Source organism: Kineococcus deserti, from assembly GCF_050871945.1.
Lineage (GTDB): Bacteria > Actinomycetota > Actinomycetes > Actinomycetales > Kineococcaceae > Kineococcus.
The window spans coordinates 1-26725 of the sequence record NZ_JBJLSI010000019.1 but is presented as its reverse complement, the minus strand read 5'-3'; the positions used below and the strand labels follow the sequence as shown (position 1 = coordinate 26725).

General features: G+C 68.8%; 20 protein-coding genes and 2 pseudogenes. 1 reads left to right on the top strand and 21 read right to left on the bottom strand.

Annotated elements, in window-relative coordinates; genetic code table 11:
- Position 1 precedes the first annotated feature (1 nt).
- The 18 genes and pseudogenes from ACRYR2_RS15030 to ACRYR2_RS14945 form a co-directional block, all read right to left on the bottom strand.
- The gene (locus tag ACRYR2_RS15030; RefSeq protein WP_432563692.1) at positions 2 to 1129 is read right to left on the bottom strand and encodes a hypothetical protein; all 1128 of its coding nucleotides are present in this window, start codon (positions 1127 to 1129) and stop codon (positions 2 to 4) included.
- Positions 1130 to 1172: 43 nt separating this feature from the next.
- Positions 1173 to 1796: a GIY-YIG nuclease family protein gene (locus ACRYR2_RS15025; protein WP_432563691.1), complete on the bottom strand. Its 624-nt coding sequence runs from the start codon at positions 1794 to 1796 to the stop codon at positions 1173 to 1175.
- A 294-nt stretch (positions 1797 to 2090) separates the two neighbouring features.
- On the bottom strand, positions 2091 to 2213 hold the full coding sequence (locus ACRYR2_RS15020) for a hypothetical protein (RefSeq protein WP_432563690.1): 123 nt from the start codon (positions 2211 to 2213) through the stop codon (positions 2091 to 2093).
- A 377-nt stretch (positions 2214 to 2590) separates the two neighbouring features.
- Positions 2591 to 3280 carry a prepilin peptidase gene (locus tag ACRYR2_RS15015; protein ID WP_432563689.1) on the bottom strand — a complete coding sequence of 230 codons (690 nt, stop codon included), beginning with the start codon at positions 3278 to 3280 and terminating at the stop codon, positions 2591 to 2593.
- A 253-nt stretch (positions 3281 to 3533) separates the two neighbouring features.
- Positions 3534 to 4139 carry an ATP/GTP-binding protein gene (locus ACRYR2_RS15010; RefSeq protein ID WP_432563688.1) on the bottom strand — a complete coding sequence of 202 codons (606 nt, stop codon included), beginning with the start codon at positions 4137 to 4139 and terminating at the stop codon, positions 3534 to 3536.
- A 242-nt stretch (positions 4140 to 4381) separates the two neighbouring features.
- Entirely contained in the window at positions 4382 to 5098 is a 717-nt protein-coding gene (locus ACRYR2_RS15005; protein ID WP_432563687.1) for a hypothetical protein, read from the bottom strand.
- Positions 5099 to 5112: 14 nt separating this feature from the next.
- Entirely contained in the window at positions 5113 to 8760 is a 3648-nt protein-coding gene (locus ACRYR2_RS15000; protein WP_432563686.1) for a LysM peptidoglycan-binding domain-containing protein, read from the bottom strand.
- On the bottom strand, positions 8757 to 9251 hold the full coding sequence (locus tag ACRYR2_RS14995) for a TadE/TadG family type IV pilus assembly protein (RefSeq protein WP_432563685.1): 495 nt from the start codon (positions 9249 to 9251) through the stop codon (positions 8757 to 8759). Before ACRYR2_RS14995 ends, ACRYR2_RS15000 begins: the two co-directional genes overlap by 4 nt.
- Positions 9252 to 9267: 16 nt before the next feature.
- A complete protein-coding gene (locus ACRYR2_RS14990) occupies positions 9268 to 9744 on the bottom strand; it encodes a TadE/TadG family type IV pilus assembly protein (protein ID WP_432563684.1) in 477 nt (158 codons plus the stop codon).
- Positions 9745 to 9809: 65 nt separating this feature from the next.
- Positions 9810 to 10190 carry a TadE family protein gene (locus ACRYR2_RS14985; protein WP_432563683.1) on the bottom strand — a complete coding sequence of 127 codons (381 nt, stop codon included), beginning with the start codon at positions 10188 to 10190 and terminating at the stop codon, positions 9810 to 9812.
- A gap of 225 nt (positions 10191 to 10415) precedes the next feature.
- Positions 10416 to 10823, bottom strand: coding sequence for a hypothetical protein (locus tag ACRYR2_RS14980; protein ID WP_432563682.1), 408 nt, complete (start codon positions 10821 to 10823; stop codon positions 10416 to 10418).
- A 52-nt stretch (positions 10824 to 10875) separates the two neighbouring features.
- Complete coding sequence (locus tag ACRYR2_RS14975; RefSeq protein ID WP_432563681.1) at positions 10876 to 11790, bottom strand: type II secretion system F family protein; 915 nt, start codon at positions 11788 to 11790, stop codon at positions 10876 to 10878.
- Positions 11787 to 12782 carry a type II secretion system F family protein gene (locus ACRYR2_RS14970; RefSeq protein ID WP_432563680.1) on the bottom strand — a complete coding sequence of 332 codons (996 nt, stop codon included), beginning with the start codon at positions 12780 to 12782 and terminating at the stop codon, positions 11787 to 11789. Before ACRYR2_RS14970 ends, ACRYR2_RS14975 begins: the two co-directional genes overlap by 4 nt.
- A gap of 5 nt (positions 12783 to 12787) precedes the next feature.
- The gene (locus tag ACRYR2_RS14965; RefSeq protein WP_432563679.1) at positions 12788 to 14797 is read right to left on the bottom strand and encodes a CpaF family protein; all 2010 of its coding nucleotides are present in this window, start codon (positions 14795 to 14797) and stop codon (positions 12788 to 12790) included.
- Complete coding sequence (locus tag ACRYR2_RS14960) at positions 14790 to 15689, bottom strand: hypothetical protein (protein ID WP_432563678.1); 900 nt, start codon at positions 15687 to 15689, stop codon at positions 14790 to 14792. The genes ACRYR2_RS14965 and ACRYR2_RS14960 overlap by 8 nt, the downstream gene beginning before the upstream one ends.
- Positions 15689 to 16237: an SAF domain-containing protein gene (locus ACRYR2_RS14955; protein WP_432563677.1), complete on the bottom strand. Its 549-nt coding sequence runs from the start codon at positions 16235 to 16237 to the stop codon at positions 15689 to 15691. Before ACRYR2_RS14955 ends, ACRYR2_RS14960 begins: the two co-directional genes overlap by 1 nt.
- A 443-nt stretch (positions 16238 to 16680) precedes the next feature.
- Complete coding sequence (locus ACRYR2_RS14950; RefSeq protein ID WP_432563676.1) at positions 16681 to 17208, bottom strand: hypothetical protein; 528 nt, start codon at positions 17206 to 17208, stop codon at positions 16681 to 16683.
- Positions 17209 to 17717: 509 nt separating this feature from the next.
- Positions 17718 to 19010, bottom strand: a pseudogene (locus ACRYR2_RS14945) (IS256 family transposase).
- A 120-nt stretch (positions 19011 to 19130) separates the two neighbouring features.
- On the opposite strand from ACRYR2_RS14945, the pseudogene ACRYR2_RS14940 reads away from it, so the two are divergent.
- Positions 19131 to 19681 (top strand): annotated as a pseudogene (locus ACRYR2_RS14940) (IS5 family transposase); the annotation flags it as partial.
- An 82-nt stretch (positions 19682 to 19763) separates the two neighbouring features.
- Here ACRYR2_RS14940 and ACRYR2_RS14935 read toward each other — a convergent pair.
- From ACRYR2_RS14935 to ACRYR2_RS14925, 3 genes are read right to left on the bottom strand one after another with little or no spacing between them, the layout of a single operon-like run.
- Complete coding sequence (locus tag ACRYR2_RS14935; protein WP_432563675.1) at positions 19764 to 21344, bottom strand: hypothetical protein; 1581 nt, start codon at positions 21342 to 21344, stop codon at positions 19764 to 19766.
- Complete coding sequence (locus tag ACRYR2_RS14930; protein WP_432563674.1) at positions 21341 to 23098, bottom strand: hypothetical protein; 1758 nt, start codon at positions 23096 to 23098, stop codon at positions 21341 to 21343. Before ACRYR2_RS14930 ends, ACRYR2_RS14935 begins: the two co-directional genes overlap by 4 nt.
- A complete protein-coding gene (locus tag ACRYR2_RS14925; RefSeq protein WP_432563673.1) occupies positions 23095 to 26409 on the bottom strand; it encodes a hypothetical protein in 3315 nt (1104 codons plus the stop codon). Before ACRYR2_RS14925 ends, ACRYR2_RS14930 begins: the two co-directional genes overlap by 4 nt.
- Positions 26410 to 26725: the final 316 nt, after the last annotated feature.

Below are 26725 nucleotides of genomic sequence, written 5' to 3'. Positions count from 1 at the left end.
GTCACGACGCGCCGCGTTCCATGTGGTGTGCGAACTCGAGGTGCTTGCAGTCGGGGCACTTCGGCAGCGTCATGTCGGGAAACCCATTCTCGTCGCGTGGGTAGCGGGTCTCCTCGTCGCAGCTTCCGCACCAGGGTTTCGCCACGGTGAGGTGCCGTCGAGGTTGCGACTCCTGAACGCGCCGTGGGGCTTCCTCAAGCGGTACAAGCACTTTGGCGAACAGGCCACACGGGTTGTCCAGCGTGCCACCAGGCCGCAGGCGACGTTCGACCGCGTGCACGATGTCCTCCCTCGCCCAACCTCGGCGCATCCGCTGCTCGATGAGTCCGCGCAGGCGTCTCGCCTCGCTGGGGCTGGGCCGGAGTCGATCCGGCAAGTGCAGCAACGTTCGCTCGACCTCGTCGAGGTCAACGTCGTTGCCGTCCTCGCTCTCCAACCCCGAGTGACGGACAGCGTCCGGGACGGTAGCCACCGGTCGCTGACTGGCGGACGGAGCTCGCCGCCCTTCCGAGTTATCCACAGAGACCGTCACGTCACGTGCCGACGTAGACGTGACGTAGGTGTTCGTCTTCTTAGATCTTGTTCTTCTTAGGGGTGGGCTTTCCGTTGACGGGCTACCCGGTGACGGAAAATCCGCCACCGGCTCTGACCTGCGGTCTTGCGCATCTTCACTCGCAGCCACCGGTGACGGATTTTCCGCCACCGGCTCTGACCTACGCTTTTGCGCCACATCGACCGAAGGCGGATTATCCGTCACCGGCGCTGACCTGGTACGACGCTGCCGCGAGCGGGCCGACTCCGTGCCAGCCGGGACCACACCGGCGTCGTCAGCGGACAGCTTCCCGGTCAGGATGTAGTCGACCTCACCCATCTGACCGTTCTCGCCGCGGTTCTGGATGACACGCATGTAGCCCTCGTCGACGAGTTCGCGCAGCCCAGCCTTGACCGCGTCGCGACCGTCCTTGCCTTGCGCGACCAGCTGTTGGAGGGTCAGGCGGTAGCCCTCGGCGTGGGAGGCGATCGCCAGCAGGATGCCTTTGGCCTTGTAAGTCAGGTCGACGTCACGCGCCCAGTCGTTGGACACCATCGTGAAGTTGTCGGTCGGTAGAGGACCACGGATGACGGCCATCAGACGTCTCCCCCGTGGTGGTCCGCGACGACGGTCCCCGCGCTCATCGGCTTGCCTTCTTGTTCAACCGGGGCAGCACCTCGCGCAGCATCCGCTCCTCGCGGACGTAAGCGTCTTCTCGGTCAGCACAGGGGTACGCCGCCCAGTAGCGGAAGGACTTCCTCTTCCGGTGCCATGTCAGCCGGCTGCGGAACTGCATCGACGAGCCGACGTAGCAGGGAGAGCCGTCGTCATCGAACAGCACATAGACCACGGCAACGCCGGTACGGGGCGCCGACGCGCCCGCTGGCAGTGGGTTGTCTCCTTGCCAGGAGCCATCGGGGCCGTTGGGTAGAGAGTTGAACTGACGCGCCCGGGCGATCGTGCGGGAGTCGAGGTCGACGGCTTCATCCCAGCGTGTGGCGAAGCCAGGCTCACGCTGGGAGGCCTCGCGCAGCGAGTAGTACAGGTCGACTAGGTCCTGCTCGCTCAGATCGCCGCGGCGGTGGGCGACGCCGACGCGGTGAACCAGCTGAGCTTCCGCATCACGTTGGGCTTGCTTAAGCGTCTCGCGGCGCTGCTTCAGCCGCGCGATCTGGTCCAGTGTGCTGGCCAGGCTGTCCATGAGCGCGTCGGGCTGCGAGGTCGCGGGCTCGTCGGCCGGAGCGTTGATCTTGTCGGCCAGCACTGGAGCTTCGGCGGCCAGCGGCTGAACGGATGCGCTCAGTGTGCCTGGAGTGACAGGGGGTGTAGCCGAGGTGACATTTCTGACATCTCTTTGGGCGTGTTCAGCGTCTTGGGGTGCACAAAGACGCGCAGGAGCGACTACGCTCATGACTAGCTCCAGGTCATCGTGGTAGGTGGGCGGAGCGAGACGGCGGCGGAGTCGGTCAGTACGGGAGAGGGCAACTCCCGACCGGCGAGGCCGCCGTCGTCTGTATATGGACTTATGTGCCGAGACCGCCGGGCGGCCTTCAGCTTGCTAGGCGCTGATGCGTAGCTCCTGCTGCATCGGCGCCTGCGGATCGGGGACACGGATGTACTCCGGCACCGGCAGGCCGTGGGCTTCGGCCAGCAACAGCGCCAGGTAGTCAGACACGGGCATGTTCCGCTCCGCCGCGCACCGCTCGTAGTGAGCCTTGTGCTCCAACGGCACCCGTGTAGCGATGGCCCCGCGAACGCCTCGCGGCTTCGGTCCAGGCTTCCTGCGTTCAGGCATGACCCTGTCCTACCGCATTCCTGATTCAGTAACCAGGATCCAACACGCGACACGCCCAACTTTTTGATCAAGCGCGGGCCCACAGCTCCTGGCGTCCAAGCGCCAGTGAGCTCGGGCATCGACGTACGAAGACCTCTCACGTCTACAGACAGGTAGACGCACAGCACCCACCTGTGACACACCGTCCCGCACCACCGCCCCACCACGACAGCACTCCCAGCAGTCCCCGGCGCTCGCGAGCGCCGCGGAGTTGGCTGCGCTCGTTAGGTGGTGAGTGCCGTGGCGCAGAGGGTGAGGGCGGCGCCGGTGAGCATGTGGGGGCCGAAGGCTCTGGTTGAGGTCCAGGTGGCGCGGCGGCCGCGGCCGCGTCGCGTGGCGATGGTGGTGAGGATGAAGAGGGCGAAGGCGGCGGCGGCGCCGAAGTACCAGGTGCCCCAGCTGAGCCAGGCGAGGTGGGCGCCGAGGATGCCGGCGAGCTTGACGTCGCCGCGGCCCATCTGGCGGGGGCGGGTGTGGTGCAGGAGGCGGTAGAAGCCGAAGAGGGCCACTCCCCCAAGGACGGCGTGCAGGAGCTGGGCCCAGTGCCCGCCCAGCGCGGCGGCTGCGGTGAAGCAGGCAGCGGTGAGCGGGTAGGCCGGCAGGACGAGGCGGTCGGGTAGTCGCAGTTCGTAGGTGTCGATGCGGGCGAGGGCGACGCCGGCGATGGCGAGGTAGAGGTACGGGATGGCTGCCGGGGTGGGGCCGGTGAGGGCGGCGGCGCTGGCGGCGGCGCTGGCGGCGGCGCTGGCGGCGGCGCTGGCGGCGGCGCTGGCGGCGGCTAGGGCACCGAGGGCGTGGCGTTGGGGGCCGCGTCGGGTGGTGGGGGTAGTGGAGCGGTGGTCGACGAGGGTGGAGGCGATCCATGCGCCGGCTGCGGCGGTAAGGGCAGCGAGGGTGATGGCGAGGGTGCTCACCGGGTTCCGGTCCTTCTCGCTAGGCCTACCGGAGTGGCTACCTGTGGGGATACCCATGCAGATACCCGCAGTGAGTGGAAGGCGGTCCTTCGACGCGCGGTGTCGCGGTCGACGCCGCAGTAGCTCACCCGCAGCTCGGAGCTCCCGTGCAGACGACAGCAGCCTTCACCCGGTCTGCTCGCGGCCCAGTACGGGAGCCAGCAACTGGTGAGCACGGTGGACGGGTCTGCGAGTGCCGCGTGGAGGGTGGGCATCAGCTGGTGATGAGGACTTGGCGTTCGCCCATGGGCAGCTGGGTGGTGGCGTCGTCGGTGAGCGTGGTCGCGCCGGTGGCTGCTCCGGTCCAGGTGACGTCGTAGGCGGCGGTGGCGGTCACGGTGTAGGCCATGCCCGGTTCGTGGACGGAGGTCTGCTGGTAGCGGTGGCCGCAGGTGGGTGAGTCCCGGTCGCCGTAGGACTCCTGGTAGGGCTCACCGGGGGTGGTGCAGTGCAGGGTGGTCCCGTCGCCCATGTCGTAGTCGACGCTGGACAGCTGCGCGGTGGCGGTGACGGTCAGGCCGCCAGCGCTGGCACTGGCGCTGATCGGCTCCCACTGCGGCTGCGGGGTCCACAGCCACACGGGGAGCCCGATGAAGCCGAAACCACCGGGTGCGAGGTCGGGAACCATCTGGATGTCCGGCGGTGCGATGTCCAGCTGCGACACCGCTTGCTGGGCGAGGGCATCGGGGTCGACGACTTCAACGGTGATGGGCGGTTCGCCGGGCAGGGCGAAGCAGATGGCCTGCTGGTAGCAGCGTCCCCCAGGCAGGAAGCGTGGGTCGTCGGTGGGTTCGTCCGGGCTCGGTGCAGGTCTGTTCACCACCGGTGTGACCGGCGCGGTGCTGCCGCCGCGGTGAGGCGAGCCGGTTCCACGACGACCGGCGCCTGGGACGCCACTGCTTCCGGGCGTGCGTACCTCGATGTTGCAAGTCCGTCGCCCACAGCTGACCGATCCGCGCTCGCCGTTGTCCTCAGCCACCGTGGCGGCCTGGCTTGTCGGAGCCAGCACGAACCCGCCCAACATGAACAACGACGAGGCGGTGAGAAGCCACCGCCTGGACATCAGCAACCCGTCTCGTAGTCGACGGCCTCACTGCGGACCTTCCAGACGCCGCCGTTGCGTTCCGCGGTGATCGTGCTGATGCCCCGCGGTGAGACTTCTTCCTGCCCAGGCGGCGGAACCTGAACGCTCTCCCCGGTCGTGTCGTCGACGAGGTCGCTTCCGCTTGCGTCGACGCAGACCTGCAAGGTCACTGTCCCGTACGCCACGTCGCCTGCGTTCGCAGGATCGGACGAGGGAGCGAAGTCACTAGAGATCAGCGTTTGGCTATTAACGCCAGTCTGGTGCTGCCCTTGACGTTTCAGGCTTTCCGCGAAGCGGGTGATGTCGTCCACTACAGCGGGCCAAGCCACCGACTGCAGGTCGATCCCATCGACGCTCGCCGCCTGGAACGCCTGGTCGCTCAGCTCGCCATACCGCTGAGTGCTCGCCCAAGATTCATCGATGGCGGCCTGCCGGGCCGCGTCATCGATCGTCGCCGCGGTTGTGGGCGTCGGTGCCGGGTCCCCTCCCCCGCCGCGGAGGAGGACGAAGGAGACGCCGGCGATGACGAGGACGGCCAGGACAGCGACAGCCCAGATGAGGCCGCGTCGGCCCGAGCGGTTCACGGCGCCGTCGGGTGCCGTGTTGCGGTCGTCGGTGTCGCTGCGCGGTGCCATGGTGTGGTGCTCCTCGGGCGGGTGCCCTTGAGTGTGGTCACTGTGGGTGGATGTGTCCATTGCGTTGTGTCCTCTCATTGGGCGCTGGCGGGTAGCAGCGGGCCTTGGAGGAGGTCGCGCAGCAGTTGCGTGGTCTCTGGCTCTAGGTCGTCGTCGTTGGTTTCGCTGACGCGGTCGGCGTGCTCGGTCAGGGCTTGGTGGTCGCGGAGCATGTGGTCGGCGCGCAGGGTGGCGCGCCATAGGACCTGTGAGCCGGGTTCGGCCAGGCGGCCCAGGGCGGCGGCTTCGCGGGCAAGGCCCGGTTGGCCGGCGTTCAGGGCGCGGGTGGCCAGGGTGTAGGCGACATCGACGATGGTGCTGACGATCTCTTGCTGCAGGCCTTGGGCCCAGACATAGCGGCGGGGGTCGATGCCGCTGAAGGGGGCGCCACGGACCATGCGCAGGGCCTTGAGCACGGAGGCGGTCGAGCCTTGGGCGACCAGGTCTTGGAAGAGTTGCCAGTCGGTGCGGACGGCGGGGTGCAGGGTGTAGCGGAAGCCGGGGATCTCGTTGAAGTTGGGGACGAAGTTGTCGCCGTTCTCGTCGGTTCCCAGCAGTTTGCGGATGGCCCAGCTGTAGCGGTTGCGGGTGCTGGTGGTCAGTGGCTTGTTCGGGGACAGCTTGTCGTCGATGCCGCGGTGGTCCAGGCCGGGGAAGAAGGCGATGAGGATGGCCAGTTCCAGGCCGCGGGCGACGCGGCCGCGTTCGGCGGGTTCCTCGCCGTGGGCGTTGATGACGTCGACGGTGCCCAGGACGCGCAGCAGTGGGGGGTGCAGGCGGGTGACGGTCGCCTCGGCCGCGTCGGTGGCGTTGTCCTGAAGGGCGTGGGGGCCCGCGCTCTCACCGGTGAGGGTCTCCTTGACGGGGTCCGCCTCCATGAGGCCGCCGTCCGTTGCGGAGGTCCCCTCCCCCACTGCTTCCTCAGCATGGCCCGAGGTCTCAGCGTCTTCACGGCCGGAGCTGCCGGCTGTGGGGCCATCGACCTCGACTAGCTCGTCGACCTTCTCGGTGCCCCGGTCATCGGTGAACTCATCGACTACCGGCTCGTCGCCGCGTTCATCCTCCTGGTCTTCCAGGACCGCGACCTCGACGTCGTCGGCATCCTCGGCGGCGCTGATGTTGAGGTCGGTGCCCAGGTCGGTGGGCTCGTCGCGCAGGTCGATGACGTTGTGCACAAGTAGCGCCGGGGAGGGCAGGGCGTCCGGGTGCTGCTCGGCCGGCATCTGCTCACGGTGCACGTCGGCGGCGGGCTGACCGGTCGCGTGCAGCATCCGCAGGATGCTGGCGTACTCCTGATCGTCGACCCGCTGAGGGATCACTCGCAGGGACAGTTCCTGCAGGGTTGCGGTGACCTCCCCATCGGTGGGCTGCTCATCCAGGGACAAGGTCCAGCTGTCCAGGTCGACGGCGCCGGTGGTGACCGCGGCCAGTCCCAGCCGCGGGTGGTCGTTTAAGACCGCATCCAGACGATCGCGCTGGCCGTCGCTGACAGGCTGCGCGAGCAGCACGATCTCCGGTGCGGTGACGTCGGTGGCTTGGTGCTGCACTCGGGCCTGCTGCACGTCCTCCAGGCCCTGCTGCTGCAGTGCTGCGTTGGTCGAGCGGATGTGCCCTTCAAGGTCGCGCAGGAGTTCCTCGACGTCGGGTAGGTGCCGGATGCGCAGGGACCCCAACGCTTCGGGGAGTTCAGGGCAGCAGCCCACCAGCGTGACCCGCAGGTCATCGGCCCACACACTCGCGGCCAGCTCGATCGCCAGCGCCCGCAGGACCTGCTCACTGCGGTTCGCGTCGCCGGTGATGCTCAGGGCGATGAGCTGCTCGAGGTCGAGCAGGATGTGGGTGCCTTCGAGGTCTTGGCCGATGACGGTCAGGCTCGGGTAAGGCGCGGGGACCTCGGCGAGTTGCCCGGCGTTGGGGACGGTGCCGTCGGCGAGCGCCGGGGTGTCGATGGGGTGGGGGTCGTCGGGGTCGCAGGTCAGGGCCCAGATGGTGGGGTCGGTGGTGGCGATCCAGGGGTGGGGCAGGTGGGTGGGTTCGTCCAGGTGGAGTTGGAAGCGGTCGGCGGCCAGGCGGGCGAAGGTGAGGGCGGGTAGGGGCTGGTTGTTCTGGTGCAGCCACAGGGCCAGGCCGCGCAGGGCGGTGTTGACGCGTTCGAGGGCGCGGGGGTTTTCCACGGCGCGCAGTTCGAGTTCGGTGATCTCATCGTCCAGGTGGGGCATGGCGATGCGCTGGCCGGGTAGGCGGCGGCGTTGCTGGCGGGCGCGGCGGGCGGCGAGCAGGCCCAGGAGGCCGGCGGCCAGGAGGGCGCCGATTCCGCCGACGGTGCGCAGGGGCCAGGTGGCTTCGTCGTCGGCCTCGTCGCTGGTGCTGGCCGTGTTGGGCTGGGGCGTGGCGGCTGACGGCGTCGTCGATGAGGTGACCGACGGGGTCATCGACGGGGTCATCGACGGAGTAGCGGAGGGCGTCGCGGACGGTACAGCCGGGGCTGCCTCGGGCGGTGCCGCCTGCGAGGCGGTGGGCGCAGCTGCTTCCGGTGCGGGGACTGGCGCGGCCTGCTCCGCCGGTGGCGGGGTGACGGTCTGCGGCGTGGGCGCGGTCTCTGCGGCGGGCGCTTGAGGAGTGGGGCCGGCGCTCGCGGGCGTGAGGCCGTCCAGGTGCCAGCCGGGCTGGATGAGGTCTGGGTCGTGCAGGCGGTGGCCGCTGGGCTGGGTGATGTCGCGGGACTCATCGGCGATGCGCTGGGCCAGGTCGGCGACCTGTTGGGTGGAGGCGTCCGGGCCGGCGGCTGTGTCGGCGATGGACCAGATGCTCTCCCCCGCCGCGACGACGTGACCGTCCACCGCGCCAGCGGCACCGGCGTCGGTAGTGTCGTCAGCAGGGTTGGTGGTCTGCGGTGCGGGGTGGGCGCCGGCGGGTAGCTGCAGGACCCAACCCGGGCGCAGCCAGTGCCCCTCGTCCAGGTGGTGGCCGTCGGCCTGCACGACGCCGGTGTTCAGCGCGGCGATTTCGTCGTACCGGTTGCCGTCGCCGAGGTGAGCCTCGGCGATCGACCACAGGCTGTCGCCGGCCTGCACGGTGTACGCCGCAGCCTCGACCGGCGCGGTCGGTGCGGCGGGGTCAGGGCCGCCCACCTCCTGCTGGCCTCCAGCGTGGCCTGCTGCTTCGGTGGTGGGTCCGGCTGCCCGCTCGGTGCTCGCACTGGGTTCCTGGGCGAGGGCGCTCGCGGCGAGCGCCGTCCCGGACACCGGCGACGGGGCGGGGACGGCGGCGGTGGCCAGACTCGCCGGTGACAGGAACAGGACGGCCAGCGCGCCGATGAGTCCGGCGGCGACCTGCTGCTGCAGGCTGAACGCGCGGCCCAGGTGCGGGACGGGCCGGCGCGAGGCGCGGGCGATGACCTCGAGGATGACGGAGATGACCAGGGTGGCCCAGGCGATCCACCCGGCGATCGCCAGGGTGCGCAGGAACAGTTCACCGCTGGTGTCGGGTCGGGTGGCCAGGAGTGCGACTGCCTGCCAGGACACGTGGCTGGGTAGGGGGTTGCCGATGAAGATGGTCAGCGCGATCGGGGTGCCGACCAGCAGGATCAGCGTGCCGGCGGCGGTGGCTGCCGCGCGGGCCAGGGCCACCGACCGCGGGGTCGGGGCCGTGGTGGGGGTGGGGGCCGGGTGCAGTTCGTTCATCGTTCCCCCTCGGTCAGGCCGCTGACGGCCTGGGCGCTGGCGTGGCCTTCGATGGTTTGCGGGCCGACGCCGAACATGGACAGCAGGGTCGGTTTCCACGGCACGCTGGTCGTCACGGTGACGGTGTTGCCGGTGGTGGTGGCTGATCCGGTGATGCCGGCGGTGGCCAGGTAGCGGTTCGCGGCTTGGGCCGCGGCGGCTGGGTCCAGCCGGGCGGTGGTGTTGCCGCCGGTGACGCTGGGGCCGATGGCCAGTTGCTGGCCGGCTGCTCGGGCTGCTTCGGCGGCGGCCAGGTCGGCGCGTTGGGTGGCGCGGACCTTGGAGGCGCCGTCGTAGGTCAGGCCGATGACCATCAGCAGGCAGGCGGCGATGACGGCGAAGAACAGGGATAGCGACCCCCGCTCACCGTCGGAGTTGTTATCGCGGGTGTTGCCGCGTTCGCCGGGCGGGACCGCATCGATGCGGCCGCCGCTGCGAATGGGCTGAGACATGATGCGGCGCATACGGTCAGCGCTCCCTGATCGTGTCGAGCGGGGAAACCCAGGAAGCCGTGACGACCTTCTCGCCGGGCATCCCGGGCAGGGCCAGGTCCGCGAGCGCGAGCGGGCAGGTGATGGTGGCGCTGACGTTCGCGGCCGTTCCCACCCGGGTGCCGAAGGCGCTGGTGTCCACCTGGACCCGCAGGTCGGCGCACTGCAGGCCCTGCTGGCGCAGGGTGGTCAGCGCGCTGGTGGTCGCGGCTGACTGGGCGGCGTTGCCGGTGCGGGCCAGGGAGGCCTGCCGGGCGGCGTTGGCGGCGGCCTCCTCGACGGCGTTCTGAGCTTGGGCGATGCGCCCAACCGCGGCCAGCAGGCCGAACAGCATCAGCAGGCCGACGGCGATGACGGCCAGTTCCAGTGTGGCTGACCCCTGCTCGGCGGACGCGCGAGAGCCGGCGCGCGCGGCGTCGGCCCGCGGTGCCTGCTGCTGGGTGGTGCGCGTCATGGCCGGCCGGATCCCTTCCGGGTGCTGCTGTGGTCCTGCGTTGTGAAGCGTGGGGCTGGTGGAGGTCAGGAGGTGGTGAACCGCTCGACGGGACCGGCGGCGCTCTGGCTGACGGAGATCGCCACCCCCGGCACCAGAGCGACCGAGCGGCCGGTGACGGTCACCGTGACCTGCACCGGACTGCGCGCCACGCTGACCACCGGCGCGCGCAGCACGTCCTCTCCCCCGAGGCGGTTGATGAAGTCGGTCGCCACCTGGGCCCCTGTCCCGCGGGAGCCGTCGTAGCGTTCGACCCGCAGGGCCTCCTGGGCAGCGCCCAGGGCGACGGTGCGGGCGTGGTACCAGAAGGCCCCTTGGATGAGGGCGAAGGCGATGAACAGCACCGCGCTCATCAGCACGGCCAGTTCCAGGCTGACCATCCCCTCATCGCCTGTGTCCCTCCGCACGGCCGAGGACTCCGCGGACTCCTCCCCCGCACCCTGCACGGCATTAGAAGCGACGGCCGGAGTCGCGACCGGCCCACCGGATGCCGTCCCGGGCACACCGGCGCAGGGCAGGCCGGCGCCGGCACCCGCCGACGGTAAGCGCCGACGCGCACCGCGCTCGGGCTGCTCGAGCAGCTGCAGCAGCCCAGTCAGCCAGGACGAAGTCGACATGAGCACGCAGGTGGGTCAGTTGATCTGGGCGGTGCGGCTGTTGACGGCGGCGGTGACCGCCGCGACCAGAGCACCGGCGATCACGAACAACCCCAAGGCGATGACCGCGATCTCCAGCGTCGTCAGACCCGCCTCACGGTCGGCCTCATCATCTGCGGCGGTGGGCGAGGTGGTGCGCTTACCGGTCATCGCCCACACGAAAGCCAGGGCCGTGGCCATCAGGTAGCCGGCCAGCATCCCCGGCTGTCGCCGCCACGACGTCCGGAAACCTGCCGGCGTACCGGCGTCGCCGCTGGTGACTGCACTGCCGTCGGTGGCGGCCAACGCCGTGGCTTCGGCGCTCGCAACGTCGGCGCTCGCAACGTCGGCGCTCGCAACGTCGGCGCTCGCGCTGCCGGTGTTGAGGGAGGGCTGGGGGTTCATGGCGTTCCTTCCGGGGCGGGTCGGGGAGTTCACGGTGGGGTCGGTTGTGGGTTCAGCCGATGATCTGTAGCGCCGCGGGGACGGCGAGCAGGGTGACGAAGATGAGGCCCAGGGCAGCGACCGGCAGCACGGCGCGCTCGGAGTCGGCGTTGGCCAGGGCCTTCTCGCGGTTCAGCAGCGCGTTGCGCAAGCTGCGCGAGCGGGCGTGCAGGTTGTCGGCGATGGCCGCGTTCTGGGTGCCGGCCAGGCGCATGATGTCGGCCAGGTCGGCCAGTTCGCTGACGGCGATCTCGCTGGAGAAGTCCTTCAGGTTGTCCCAGGCCGGGACACCGGAGATGCGTGCCAGGCGTAGTTCTTCGCGGATACGCCGGAACACCCAGGAGTCGCTGAGTTCTGCGGCCCGCTCCAGCGCCTGCGTCGTTCCGGAGGAGGCGCGACGTTCCAGGGCGACCAGCTCGATGTAGGCGCCCACGGCCCGGGAGAACTCCGCGCGCGCCACGGCGGCGCGCTGCTTCAGCTGGGCATCGGGGAGCATGAACCCGATCGCGGCCAGGGCCAGTGCGGCCGCGGCCGGCACGACGAACGGCAGGGACAGGGTGCTGCCCAGGGCGGTGTTCATCAGCGACAGCGTCAGGGTCAGCACGATCGGGCACATCAGCCCGACCAGCGCGGTCAAGGCCTTCTCCCCCAGGAAGTGGGCGCTGGAGCGCTGCAGCAGCGCCAGGTCCGGGCCGAGCATCTGCCCGCGCAGGCGCGCCGGGAGCCGCCGCTCAAGCCAGTGACCCAGCTTCACCTGCGGGCCGTCGTCGGCGCCGGGGTTCGGGCGTGGGCGCCCGGTCAGGGCTGGGGTGGTGTCCAGGCGCTGCAGGGCGTCGGACAGGCGGGCTTGCTGGGGGATGAACTCGCGGAGGAGCAGGATCAGGCCCAGCCCCGCAAGGGCGCCCAGGAGAACGACCAGTGGAGTCATCGGGTCACCTCCATCGTGGCGCTGCCGCCGGAGACGATCGGCGAGGTGCTGCCGCTGCTGGTGGTAACGGTGGAGTAGGCGGTGGACAGGAACCGCGGTGTGCGCCGCGTCCGGGACATCCGCTGCAGCCAGAACAGGCATCCGGCGTAGGCGCTCAGCAACGCCAGCAGCAGCACCTGCCCCAGCCCCTGCTTGTAGGGCTCCAGGTAGGTCCCGTTCAGCGAGAGCACCGCCAGCACACCCACTGACAGCAGCGTCAGCAGCCGGGCTGTGGTGCGTGGCTTGGCGCGGTCGGCTTCGATCTCCCGGCGCATCCGCACCTCATCGCCGACCGTTTGGGCCAGGCCTTCCAGGACCATGACGACGCCTTCGCTGCGGCGCAGTGAGGCCAGGATGAGGGCGCTGGCGATGAGGTCGCCGGTGGAGTCGTCGATGTCGTCGGCGAACTCCCGCAGCGCGGTCTCGGTGGGCGTTCGCGCCGCCAGCCGGGCCACCAGCAGCGCCACCTGCGGTGCGATCGCCTTCGGGCACGACCCGCGCGAGGCGGTGATCGCCTGCTCCAGCCCGATACCGCCCACGCCCAGCAGGGCGGCCAGGTTCCGGGTCCACTCATCCAGCGCCTCGAGCTTGTCGATGACATCGCCCTGGACGAATCTGCCCAGCAGGGCCGGCAGGACCAGGGCCGCGCCGGGAAGGACGACGATTGCGATGACCCAGCCGGTGAACAGCCACACCAGCGCCCCCGCCACCGCCGCTACGCCGGCGCCCAGGACGCGCATCCGGGCGGGGTTGGTGAGGGCGGTGCTGAGCAGATGACGCAGCCGGTGCCGGCTCAAGCGTCGGCGCTGGGCCGTTCTCGTCGCCGCAGCAGTGGGCTCGGTCCGGCGCAGTCCCAGTACCAACGCCAGGACCCCCAGGCCGAAGGCGGCGCCTGCGATGCCGGCGGTCGCGGCGGCCAGCGGGCCACCGCTCACCCCGGTCACCCCGCTCATCGCGGTCACCGCCTGCCTGCGCGAGCGCGTGGCCAGCTCCCGCTGAGCGGGCCCTCGAGGTCTTGAAGGTCCTCCAGGCTCGCGCTACTTCCGCCGGTCCCATCGTTGTTGCCGGGGGTTCCCAGCTCGAGGCTGGATACCTGGTCAGTGGGCTGACCCTCGAAAGGGGCAGTAGGCCGGTCAGTGGGCCGGTCACTGAACTGGCCGATGAGCTGCTGAGTCGGCTGGTCGGGCGAGCCCCGGCCCAGGAGGCCATCCAGATCGGGCCAGTACCCGACCCCCGGGGTCAGCCAGCTCCTGTCGAACCCCTCAGCCTCCAGATCCGCCAGCCACGACGGTGCATGCGCCGGCACCGCCCGCAGATCCGGTCCGGGCTCGAAGACCTGAGTGGTGTTGGCCCGCCCACTGGCCCCATCGGCCAGCCCGTCCAGCTCGATGACCTCAGAGACGTAGCGGTAGCGGCCACCGCTGGCGGTGCGCATCGTGCGCAGCTGCACGATCACGTCGATGCTCGAGGCGATCTGCAGCAGCGCGAAACTCGGGTTCGCATTGGCCATGTAGGAGGTCAACTGCGTCACCAGCCGCTGCACCGCACCGGCGGCGTTCACGGCATGCACCGTCGACATCGCCCCGGCGCCGGCCTGCATCGCCTGCAGCATCGGCCCCACCTCCGGGCCGCGGCACTCCCCCACGATGATGCGGCTCAGGGAGTGACGCAGCGAGCTTTCCAGGTGATCGGTCAGCGTCACCTCCCCCGCACGCGAGCCATCCGCCCGCCGCTCCCCCGACCCCGGCCGCGCCTCCAGCGGCAAAACCAGCCGATGCCGTTCGGGATACTCGTGCAAGAACAGCTCGTACTCGGTCTCGATCGTGGCGATCGACTCGAAGGGTGACAGCTCGTTGGCCAGCGAGCGCAGAACGGTGGTTTTCCCGGCGGACTGGGCGCCGGAGATGATGATGCTCTTGCCGGCCCGGACGCAGGCGCGCAGGAACTGCGCGAGTGCCTCATCCATCATCGCCAGGTCGACCAGGTCCTGCAGGTCGACGTCGGTGTGACGGTGGATGCGGATGGTGGCCACCGGCCGTGGGGAGATCCAGTTCGCTGCCGCCAGCCGGGCGCCACCGGGCAACGGCATGTGCAGGTGCGGGTCGGAGGAGGTGAAGGCGCGCTCGGTGTGCCCGCTGCGGGTGGCCAGGAATTGCAGTGTTTCGACCAGCTCCTGGTCGGACTCGGCCACCGGCGGTGCCGGTTGCCAGTCGCCGCCGGCGATCTGCACGTGGACGTTGTCGTGGCCCTGGATGCGGATGTTCTCCACCCGGGGGATGTCCAGCAGCGGCTGCAGCCGGCCGGCTCGGTAGAGCTGGTCGAACAGGGCCTTGGCGACCTTGCGTTCCTGGGCGGGGGTGAAGGCGTCGTCGCCGGTGCCGATCGCGCTGTCGGCGTGCAGGTGCAGCACCTGGGCGATGACGGCGCGGCCGACTTCTTCCTGCGCCTGTGGTGTCAGGCCGGGGCGGCGCTCGAGTTCCTCGGTCAGGCGCCGCGCCGATTCCTGGCGTAGCGCGCGGATCAGGCCCCAGTCCAGGGAGTCGGTGAAGGCGTCGATGGCCTCCGTGCCTGCCTTGTCAGCGTCCCGGTCACCGTCCCAGCCACCGCCGCTGTCACTGGTGCGGTGGGTGGCTTGGCCGGCCGCCGGTGCCGGCCCGGTGCCCGCCGGCCGCGGGAGCGCCGCCCTCGGTGTCGAGGCAGCGGGAGCCGTCGGGATGGGCTGGGACGTGGGCACTGGAACGGTCACCGTGGGGTTGACGCCCGCACCGATGAAGGCCGGGTCCGCCTCGGCGGTCACCACGCTCGCAACGACGGGGCTCGGCTGCCCGGTCTGCGGTGCTCGCGTCCTGCGGCAGGTGGGAGTGGCGAGACGTTGCAGGGCGTCGGTGAGGGGACGGTGCGAGGCACCAGCGCCGGTGTTGCTACCCGTGTTGCTGCCGCCGGTGGTGTTGGTGTCGTCGTCAAGCACGGGCGTCCTCCACCTGGCTGCGCGAGGTCTCACCCGGGCGCGGCCTTCGCGCGGGCGGGGCTTCGGTGGGGTTGGCGCTGGCGTTGGCGCGGGGGTTGGTGACGGCTTGGCGGGTGGCGGTGGGCCGCAGCTGCTGAGCCCGCTGGGTCAGCAGCTGCTGCAGCGGGTCGTGGCCGGCGCGCACGCTGCGCAGCAGCGAGGAGTTCTCATGCCGGCGGTGCGGTGCGGCACCCACGGCGTAGACGTCGGCGGCCAGCGGATCCCAGGCCACGGTGGCAGCGACCGGGACGTGCAGGCTGGCGGAGATCTCCCGGGCGGAGTACGGCTGCCCCTCCCCCACCACCAACAGCGCCAACCCTTCAGGCCCGGTGCCGTGCTCGGTCAGGTCCGCGCGCAGGGAGTTCAGGCGTGCGTGGGCGCCGGCGATGGCCGGCAGGTTGCTGCGGGTCAGCAGCAGGACGACGTCGGCTTGGCGTAGCAGCGGCAGTGGAGCGTGGGTGGTGCCCAGCCGGCCGGCGTCGATGATGACGTCGACGCCGCCGCGTTCCAGGGCGGTGAACGCGGTGGCCAGCCGTGACCACAACGGGTTCAAACTGGCGGCCTGGGTGGCATCGCTCAGGCCGGGCAGCAGGTGATGGTTCTCGGTCAGCGGCATGGTCTGCGACCAGACGCTGGCCTCACTCCACTGACCGTGGCGTTCGGCCAGGGCCAGGCCGATCAGTCCCTGGCTGACCTCGCTCAGATGCTGGCCGTAGCCGGCAAGGATGGCGTTGCCGGCCGAAGGGTCGCACTCGGCCAGCAGTGCGTGCCGAGGCCAGGTCAAGGTGAGGGCCAAAGCGGTGGTGGTCACGCCGGGGGCGCCTTTGGCGCTGACCAGGGCGATGGTGGCCATCAGCGTTCCCGGGAGTCGAGGATGAGCGCGACACGGCCGATGGCGGCGTGCGCGGCCAGCAGCGGGGCCCCGGCGGCGTCGATGTCGACGTTGATGACGACCGAGCCGTTGGCGTCGGCGGCGCCGACCGAGACGACGATGCCCTCGGTGCTGGCCGGAGTCTGCTGGCTCAGGTCGGCCTCGTTGCTGGGAACGTCGACCAGGCGGACGGTGTCACCGGCGCGCAAGGTGTTCTCCGGCATTTGAGCGGGGGTCAGCAGCACTCCCACGACGGCGCGGTCGGCGGCCGGGGTGACCTCGGCGACGGTGGAGGCCTCGTTCAGCACCGCCCCGTAAGGCAGGTCGGTGGCCGCGCGCTGACCGATGACGCCGTCGGCGGCAGTGGCGGCCAGGGTGGGCAAGGCACTGTCATCGGGCAATGCGGTCGTGGTGAGGTCGTCGCGCTCGATGACTTCACCGGCCCCGACGGTGTGCGCCATCACCAGCACCGGGTGGGCCTCGCTGCTGGTGTTGACGAACCAGGCAGCGCCCAAGGCGGGCAGGATCATCAGCAGGGCACCAGCAACGATGAGGGTGGGGCGGCGGCGTCCGCGCACCGGCGTCGGCACCCGTGGCGCCGGGACGGCGCGGCCAGCGCCGGGCGCGGCAGGACGGGAGTTCGCGCCGCCTGCGGCGTTGGGTGCTGAGTTGGCCGCTGAGTTAGCCGCGGAGTTGGCTGCGGAGTTGGCTGGGGAAGAGCCGCGGGTGCGGCGGGTGGTGGGGACCGTCACGATGCTTGCCTTCCCCGCAGGTACTCGATGCGGGCCCTGGTTGGACCTCGTAGTGGTCACGCCTGCGTCGTTGTTCCGGTGTCCGGCGGAGTTCGACGTCGAATGCTCAGGGTGAGTGTTGCACGCGCAGAGTAACGGCCGCTACTCCCACAGGGTTACGGTGTGGCGAGGCGGACGACGCCGAGGTCGTTGCGCCGCAGTCAGGACGCTGACGGTGACGCTCACGCTGGCCACCGGCTCGTCACCCGGTCCGTCCTCAGGTCCGACGCGGAGGTCAGGTGCCGACCGGCCCGCTGGATCTGCAGTTCGCTGGGGCGCGCCGGATGCCGTCGGTTCCAGCGCTGCACCACGTACTGCACCAGGGCAGGCATGATGCCGGTGCGGCCGTAGATGGCGTAGGCCACGAGTACTGCTGCCGGCAGCACCGCCGGCGTCCACCAGCTGGGCGGCATCAACGTCAGCGCTACCGCGAGCGCCATCAGCACCGAGGCCAGGGTCAGCATCAGTGCCTGGTTCAGCAGTCGTGTGCGGGCATCGAGAATACGTTGCGCGGCAGCGTGTTCGGCGCGTGCGCGTCGGTGCAGGCGTAGCTGGGCATGCAGGTCGTCGATCAGGAGGTGGATCTCCCGGCTGAGTGGGGAGCACGCTCCACGCGGTGCATCGGCTTCATTCGTGGCGTCGCTTTCCGCGTCGCTCTCAGGTAGGTCAGCAGCCTTGGGCCAGGCCAGTGAGACCAGGGCCGCGCGCACCGCCGCACGTTGTGGTGAGGACGTCGCGAGCTCCTCGGCCAGTCCTCGCAGCCGGTCGCACACGTGAGTGCGTTCGCGCTCAACGAGTCCTGTCGTGGACAGTCGAGCGGCGAGTTTCGTCAGGCGCGTCCACTCCCGTGGGAGGCCGCCGGTTCCGGCTGCCGCGCATCGGCCTGGGGGCGGTGTCCAAGACTGACCTGACTTGCTGCTCACCTCGGTGTGGGGTGCCGTGCTGGTGGTTGAGAGTTTGGCGATCCTGTCCGGCTCCATGCCGTGTCCCCTTTCCCCGCATGACTGCGTATCGGGGGAGGACGTGTCCATCACACCGTCACTCGTTCCCCCTGCGCCTGCAGCAGGTGCCGGGTAAGCGCTTGGTCGTGACAGGTAAAGACCACGAAGTTCGCTGCCGAAGGCAGAAGGGGCCCTGTCGCGGGCGTGAGGCGACCCTTGGCCGCAGATGACGTCCCCGGGAGTGGTGTAACTCTGCGCGTGATGCGCTGCGGATTGGACTATGCCGTGAGCGCGGTGGTCATGTCGAGTGCGCCGCTGGTGCCGGCGTCCGCGCGCAGCGCGGGCGTCGGCAGAACGGTCGGTTCCGGTGGGGTCAACAGGGCCATCGAGGACTCCGACAGGTAGCGTCGTTCCCCGGACTGCCACTCATCGTGCGCTTCGATCAGGACGCAACCGGCCAGCCGCAGCAGGGCCTGAGCGTTGGGGAAGATGCCGACGACATCAGTGCGGCGCTTGACCTCCCGGTTCAATCGCTCCAGCGGGTTCGTCGACCAGATCTTGCGCCAGTGCACCTCGGGGAAGGTCGCGAACGCGGTGACGTCCGGTCCGGCCTCATCGAGCATCTCGGCGACGGTCGGGAACTTGGCCCGTAGGCTGTCGGCGACGACCCGGACCTGCTCGCCGACAGCGACGGCCGAGGGTTGGACGAAGATGGTGCGGACCATCGCCGCCACCGCGTCGGACTGACCCTTGGCGACCTTGGCCAGCACGTTGCGCATGAAGTGGACCCGACATCTTTGCCAGCTCGCGCCGGCCATCGTCTGCTCGATCGCCGAGACGAGCCCGCGGTGCTGGTCGGAGATGACCAGCTGGACCCCCGTGCAGGCCGCGGTCGCGCAGCGAGCCCAAGAAGGTCTTCCAGAAATCCAGCGTCTCGGCATCATCGACGTTGCAGCCCAACACCTCACGATGTCCATCGGCGGTGACGCCGGTGGCGATCACGACGGCCTGGGACACGACGCGGCCGCGGATGCGGGCCTTGCAATACGTCGCGTCCAAGAACACGTAGGGCGTGGCCTGAGTATCCAGTGGGCGGATCCGGAACGCGGCGACCTCGGTGTCCAGGTCGGCGCAAATCCGTGAGGCCTCGGACTTGGACATCCCGGAGTCGACGCCGAGGGCCTCGACCAGGTCGTCGACCTTGCGGGTGGACACGCCGTGCACGTAGGCCTCCATGACGACCGCGTGCAGGGCCCGGTCGATGCGCCGGCGCGGGGGCGCAGGGTCGGGAAGAACGAGCCGGTGCGGGTCTTGGGGATCTTCACGTGCAGGTCCCCGGACGTGGTGGCGACCAGGCGGTCGCGGGTGCCGTTGCGGTGAGTCGTGCGGGTCGCTGAGCGTTCGTGGACGCCGGCGCCGATGTGGTGCTCGGCCTCGGCATCGACGAGGGCTTGCAGGGCTCCTTGTAGGATCCGGCGCATCAGGTGGCCGTCGTCGGCGGTGGTGAGTGCGTCGGTGAGGGCGGACAGGGCAGACTCGACTGGGCCTCGAGGGCATCGTGTGGTCTCCATCTACGAGTTCCTTGGCGGGTACTCGCAGAGCTTCACGCGGTGGCCCTCACCCGCGTCCTGGACACGCCGGACGGTCCAGGCGGCTGGGGCCGAGTTACACCACTCCAGGGGACTCACCCGCACCGGGCGGTACTCGACCGCCTCGGCGCTGAAAGCGCGATCGACTTCTCCCGCGTCGTCCTCGACTCCGCCAGTGGCCGCGCGAAAAAAGGGGCGCGCTGACCGGCCCGAACCCTACTGACAGAGGTAAGGCAGGCTCGAAGCAGCACATCCTGACCGATGCTGCAGGCCTACCACTGGTCGTGGCCATCTCGGCGGGCAACACCTACGACAGCCTGGCGCTGCAACCGATCGTGCGCGCTCTACCAGCCATCCGCTCCCGGCGCGGGCCACGCCGCCGCCGTCCAGCCAGGCTGCACGCCGACAAGGGCTTCGACTACCCGCACCTGCGGACCTGGCTGCGCCTGCGCGGCATTATCCCGCGCATCGCCCGACGTGGCGTCGACACCAGCCAGCGCTTGGGTCGGCACCGCTGGGTCGTCGAGCGCTCCCTGTCCTGGCTCTCCGGCTACCGCCGCTTGGCGCCGCGCTACGATCGCCGGCCTAGTCTGTACGCCGCTCTCCTCACCCCGGCCGACACCCTCACTTGCTACAAGAAGCTCACCACATGAGGCACGGTCTCGGGAGCGCTCACCGGGCAGGCGTGGCATCCGCTTGTCGCTGTTGATGAGGGTGAGAGCCGGCTGTCTCGATCTACCGGGCCCAGCTTGTGTGCTTGCGCAGGGTGCGCACCGCCTCCTTAAGGGCGACATCGGCGAATTCTGCGTTCTGCTGCATCGTAAACGGCAACTGCAATTTCCACATTTCACGCCCTGATGACATCTCATTCTCCACCATTTTCTCGAACGCCTTTGCCGTCTCCGCAGATTCACCACCGGGACGGCCATAAATGTATAGCGGCGCCTCTGTAATCTGAACTGACTCATGGCCTGCGAAGGTGAAGACGCGGGTGAGCTTGCGCGACTGTTTCGAGCCATCTGCTGCGTCGAACGAGACCGCCGAGGTGACGGCGCGTCCGTCGGAACGCACGAACAGTTGCTCAAGCAGATCGTCATCGAAGCCCGCCTTAAACTCACCGAGGCCGATGATCGCGGATTGGCCCTCTGGTCCGCTCAGGAGCAGACAGCCGTCGCCGAACTGCCGTTTGGCGCCTCGCCCGACATCCACCCAGAGCGGGCCATTCACCGTCTCCACAGTAAGCTGACCGCGCAACTGGGGAGGAAATGCTTCCATCGCCTCGAACGCCCGCTTGAAGAATATTCCTTCCATAAACTGCATGCGGACCGCTACTTCTTCCGGCAGCAGGCCCCGCAGGTTGCTCAGATATCCCCGGATGGCCTTGAGTTCGTCGGCGCCAACCGGTAAGCCATTCTCCACATAGCGCCGTAGTAGTTGTGATTTTCTCGCTGATGCCGCAACGCCGAGCGCTTCAGCGAAGAAGGTTGCCGTGTCCTCGATTTCCCTTAAAAATGGCAGATTGTTACCCAGATGCTGTTTGAGGCGGCGAGCGAACTCCTCACTAAGCTGCGCCGGGTCCCCGAACCGAGCGATGGCGCGGACTCGGAAGGACTGCTCGGCGCTACGGCCCGCTACACGTCCGGCCGCCAGTGCGCGCAACTGCTCCTGGCCGTGACGAGCCGCCGCCTCTTCAAGGGCTCTAGCCTTGACGCCGCGAGCGGCAACAGCCCGTAGCTGGGCTAGGCGTCGCTCGGCCTCATCCAGCGAGCGTGCGCATTCCTCACGCAGCTCCGCTGCGCTGAGCGTCGGCGGCGGCGTGCCGGCGTTGGGGCCGACCAAGGCGCTCACCTCCTTGCTCAGGGCCTCGACCTCGGCGGGTGCCGCATCGAGGATGGACTTGCGTACCTGTGCGAATGCGGCGAGTTCCTTATCCATGCGGGTCAGGATGAGCGCTCGGGAAACGTCACCGACGCGGCTCTCTGCCAGTGTCAGGTACTGCTGCATCCGGTGCATGGAGGCGCGCAGCGAAAGGTGGCGTGCGACTAGTACCTGCAACATGTGGTGCCCAGGCCCCAGTTTCTTGTCGATGCCGCGCATGACGCGGTGTAGCTGCAGGGCTTCTGCAGGCTGGGTTGCCTCAGACAAAGTGGGGGCGATGTGACTACTGGCGAGTCGCTCTTCTGTCTCCATCACAATGTTGTCGAAGTCGCTTTCGGCTGCGGTGACCTTACGCAGGCGGGCTAGCTCCTCGGCGGCTTCGCGGGCGGTGCCGGCCCGTCGGACGGGTGCTGGTGGGTTAGTCCAGGGGTAAGTCATATCAGTGCGAACACCGCCTCGGTCGCGATGTCCAAGATCAGGCCGTTAAAAGAGGGAGCGGCCTCGATCAAGGCGTCCCGTGGATCGAGGGTGCAGTAGAACTCGTCCTTTTGCTTGCCGAAGTCACTGATGGCGGTGGCGATGTGCCAGGTGGCCGTGGCGATGTTGATGACCGGTAACAGGCTGACGGCGGCGCGCTCGGCGAGGCCGAGGACCAGTGCTTGCCCCATGGCCCGCTGCATCGCGCGGTCCATCGTGGTGCTGGCGAGCGCTTGCGCTGCACCGACGGCCGCGGTTTCTGCGCCGGCCTGCGTCAGAGCAGCGACGGCCGGGGCATCGGAGGTGGCCAGCTGGGCGTCGACCATCTCCACCACCCGTCGGGTGAAGACGTCACGCGCACTAGCCACCCGCTCGGTGCCCCGTTGGACGTACTTGGGAAAATCCCACACAGAGTGCCCTGTACCGGCGCCGGCGACCTTGTCGGCGAGCGCACGCTCGGGGCGCGGATCGGTGGAGTACACGTCTGCTACACCGATGAAGCCCGCTGCTCTGGACTGCATCTTACGATTCGATGTGTAACAGCGCCTCAACACAGGAAGGACGACTTCGCCGAGGACGGCGGCGGAGGCGTCGGCGCCTTGGCAGATTTGTTCTGGGGTGAGTCGTGGCAAGACAGGAAAGGCGTCGGCGCGCCGACCGACCTCACGGGCCAGTACCGCCCGGCTCCTAGCTCGGGCGGCGCGCACCATCGCCGCTGGGGTAGGGGTGCCTTCGCTGGTGCCCTCGAGCAGGACAACCCTGCTAGCGAGTGGTTTCAGCTCCTTCAGCGCCCTCTGCAGCGCCGCCGGGGCCTCGTCGAGAACCTCCGGCCCGGCCGCGGAGGCGGCCGTGACTCGCATCGACCGGAAGTCCACAGGGGAAGCTAGAAGTGCGGCGGCCCCATCGAGCTGGACAGGGAAGTACCGTCGCGTCTCCCGCACGAGGCTGGCGTATGCGTCGGTCAGCGAAGTGCGCAACTGGCGGGTGGCTTCCCGCTCCACCCGCCACGCCGCCCGGCGCACACGGTCAGCCAACTGCCGGCGTGCCTGCGTCAACGCCAAGACGATGTTCGCCTGCGCGCGGGCAACCCACGGCAGCTCCGGTGCGATCCCGGGCAGGTCGATGACGACGCGGGGAAGGTCCTGATCGAACAGCTTCGGTGTGTTCTGTATGAGGGTGGCTGCCTGGAGTACCGCCGGCATCGGCCAGCCCTTGGCGACCGCGGCCACCAGTGCCCGCGCGGCCGCTAGTGGATCTGCCGGTGCCGGTGAGTAGTGCACCCCGGCGGAGCGGGAACCCGGCAGCGCGGACGCGAGTGGCCCAATGGGATACATCGCCAGCAGCGTCCACGCCAAGGCACGGTCAGCTCCCTGCACGACCTGGTCGACCGATGCCCATCCATCGAGCACGAACAGGGTCTCCAGCAGCTCATGCAGGGCAGCGGCGTCGTCATAAGGGAGGTCAAGCCTTGTGGGCGCGTCGCTCGGGTCGAAGCGCGCGTCGATCCATGCCCGTGGCTGCCCGATGAGTCCCTGATAGGGATCGACGATAATGGATCGAAGGTCGGCGCGGCCGACGCCTGCCGGGGTGTCGGTCGTCGTGGTGGCGGCTTTGTCGGGGGGGAGCTCCTGCTCGGGTATCAAGACTGCCATGCCGATGACCGGCCGGGGCGCAGCGCCGGCTGGAGTAGGGCCAGCTGCCGTGCTGTCGCTCACAGCGGGGTGCTATCGCCGGTCTGCTCGACCTTGACAGTGAGGCCAGTGGCCGGCTGTAGGCCGAAGTTGCTGAGGTCACCGGCCTCGATCAGCTTGGCCCTGCGCTCAGCTTCCAAAGCTTCTTGACGTGCCAGCGCCTTCATCCGGGTCAGCTCGTGTACTCGGGACTTCTCCACGAAGTCCTCGCAGGCGCTGCATTGGCCCAGCCGGGTGGAGACGGTCACCCCGGGGGTGGGAACGACTGTCGTGTCGGGCGTAGCCAGCGCGTCGTTGAAGGCCTCCTCGAGATCGTCGGCCAGGCTTGTGACGAACGCCTTGAGTTCCTTGGAGCCGGCCAGTGGGGTCAGTGGGATGACGAGGCGAGAGCCGCTGGTGGCGACCGCGCGCGGCTCGAAGAAGCCGACCTCGAGCCGGCCGTTGCTAGCCTCGATGATGCGCAAGGCCTGCTCGCTGGGCGGGAACGCCTGAAACAGCGCGAAGTTGTAGAAATCCTTGTGGTCGGTCAGATGCGCTAGGAGTACCTTCATCCGCTCGTAGGCACGGGCCAGGTCTTCCAGCGGGAACGCCATCGACAGCTTGTCCTCGGTGGATGCCTGATCCTGCTTGGCGGCGGCCTGCGTCCGGGTGACCTCCACGTCCTTCATGGCTTCACCTTGGGCCTTCTTCGACTCCCACGCCTGGAATGCGCGCACCAGCGCGTCGGCGTTTGAGGCCAGCCCTCCATCGTTGGCGGTGTACAGCCCCTCCTCCCGCAGCCGACCGGTCCACCAAGCCCAATCCCACTCGGACTTCATCCACAACCGGACACCCGCCGGGTGTTCCTCGCGCAGCTTAGAGGCAAGACAGCACTCCTCTTTGTCCTTATCGGACATCTGGTTAAGGTTTCCAAGGTTGGTCGGCGCATCGGGCCGTGGAAGCACCGCCATCAGCCGTTGCACGGCGGCGACGTCGACTGCGCCGGACTTAGCGAGTTCATCCAGCGCGGCCAGCAGCGCTGGAAAGCGGGCACTGCAGAAGTTGATGAACAACCACTTCTGCGCCGCGCGGCGCTGATTTTCGGTGACCGGTTTGTGGTCGGCGATGGCCCGTAGGGCGAAACTGATCCCGGCGCCGCCACGGATGTCTTGCAGCGCCTGCACCATGTCTTTGAGGACGCGTAGCAGCTCTGCTTCCTGTGCCGTGGCGGCGTTGCTGATCGGGTCCTGGGGTGCGTGGTCGCGCTGGTTGTCAGGCTCGTCGATTTTTGCGCCTTCGGCCTTTTGGGCGCTGATGATGGCGCGGGCTTCGTCGTAGGCACCTACGAGGCGGCAGGCATCGAATCCGTCCGCGAGGGCGGGCTCTAGCAGCGCATTCCGCAGAGCCGTCTCATTGCGGCGCACAAGCTCGGAGGTGAACTCATTGATCTTCACCGGGTTGGGAACCAGAACGACGAGCCGGAGGTGATCTTTAAGGAATCGTAGGCTGATCTCGTAGTGCGCGAGCGTCTCGAAGAAATCAAGGGAGAGGGTGTGGCACTGATTCGGGTTGCGGATGACCCGCGTCACACGTTCTTCACGGCCCAATTCAATGGTCTGAGTGATATGGGTGACGCGGCGGGTGCGGACCCTGCTGGAGGCTTTGATTGTCGACTCGCGCACGTCTTGGCTGCTCGATCGAGCGGTCTGCTGAATGCTGCTGGTGTCGCTAACTCCGCCGTCAGCGTGCACCTTGATGGAAGCCACCCCGGGGCTGTAAGAGGCGTCCACTGAACCGTTCAACTGCCAGGCGAAATCGTGCTTGGCGACCATTTCCCTAAAGACGTCATCGGTGTCACGGCTGCTCTGCTCGACCGCTGTTTGCTGCTCAATGTCAGTTTCGGAGGACTGATCTAGTGTCCGACTGCGCCGCTCCCAACTGTTCACCTGCATGGTCACCTCCTCCGACGGTGCCAGCGCGATCGTCTGTAGCAAGGTGCCGCGGCTGAATCCCTTCAGAGTCCACGCCTGCCGCCACGGCACGAACACCGCCACGGGCAGTCCGTCACCACTAGGTAGGCGTGGTTGCACCTGATCCGTCATCGATGGTGCCTCCGCTGGCTTCTGCGGCGTCGTGTCGTGGTGAAAAACGAGGTCGCCGTCCACGACCATGTACGGCCGCTCCCACCGCCACAGGATCTTCGACAGATCCGGCCAGCGCGTGCCGGGAGGTTTCAACGGCACGATGTCTTGCGGTTCAACCATCCGGGTGAGCTGGTTGAACTCCTCGAAGTCTGCGCTGGTGTGATCCGTCAGCACCACCAGGTCGACCGTGCGTTCACCGACTTGCACGCTGGCGCGGCCCTCAAAGCGCAGCGCGGTGATGTGTTCTGCCGCCAACTGCACCGGGATGCGCGCACCGTCTGCGCTCGGCACCCATGGATTGGCGATGAACGTCGCGAGATCGTACACGTCGAAGGTGGTCGCCAGCGGCGTCGGTGCGACCTGCGTCGGCTGCAGGAGAATCGGGGTGGTGTCTCCGACGTCGGGCACTCCCCCGGTCAGGACGGGCCCACCCTGCAGCAAGACCTGGATCGCGGCGCTGGTCAGTACCGGTTGTAGTGCCGTGCCATCACTGCCCCTCACGTTTCCCCCCGCTAAGAGGGACGCCATCGCATTCTCATCCAATTCGATGACGTGTGGCTGGATCGACAGTTGCACGGGTACGGATGCGCCGTCCCCGGCCGCATAGCCCACCACGGCGGCGCCCATGCCCAGGCGGCGCTGCTCCGTGGCGCCCAGGTCAACTCTGTAGCGAGCGCCCGCTATCTCGACGCCAACGCTATTGCCCCTGACCTGGTCGGGTGTGACTTCGGCTGCAATCGTCGGGCGCTTGGCCGCAACGCCGCGTTGCATGAGGTCGAATAGGTGCACTTCAGGCGCATGTCCTGCAGCACCAGCTCCGGGTGGTCCACCCGAAGGAGCGGCGTCCGCCAGCGGGAGCGCAGCGGCGCTGGCAGCGCGTGAGGGTACAGCGGCCGCTGAGCCCTTCCGCCGCCACGGCAGGCGGGATCGTGATGGCTGCCGGGCGCCGCTCATCGGGGTGGGGTTCGTCGCAGGCATGACTCGCCGACGCGTGCCACCCTCGCCTGCCCCTGTCCCTGCGGCGCCTGCACGTGCCGCAGCAAGTCGGGCATTCGGTTGGATGACTACACGTGCCACGGCGGGCACGTCGGGATGGTTGGGGTCTTCAGTGGCATCGAAGAGCTCGATGAACTGCCCGAAGTCGAATTCGCGGGTCACGCCCAACAGCGGAACTTCATCAGAACAGCTCTTCAACAGCGAGGCGTCCACCATCGCTGCCTCCTCTCCGTCTCCTCCAAGCCTGCAGCAAGACTTGAGAGAGGCAGTCAGCCGCAGGAATAGACGCTACTGCGCCACGGTGGTCGATTTCTAGCCCTGATGAGCCGGGAAAGGATGACTGCTCCCGCAGTTGACGCCATCGCTCCACACGCCACCGCGGGGCTCAAACCGTGCACCCAGTGGCCGTGCACCCAGTGGCCGTGCACCCAGTGGCCGTGCACCCAGTGGCCGTGCACCCAGTGGCCGTGCACCCAGTGGCCGTGCACCCAGTGGCCGTGCACCCAGTGGCCGTGCACCCAGTGGCCGTGCA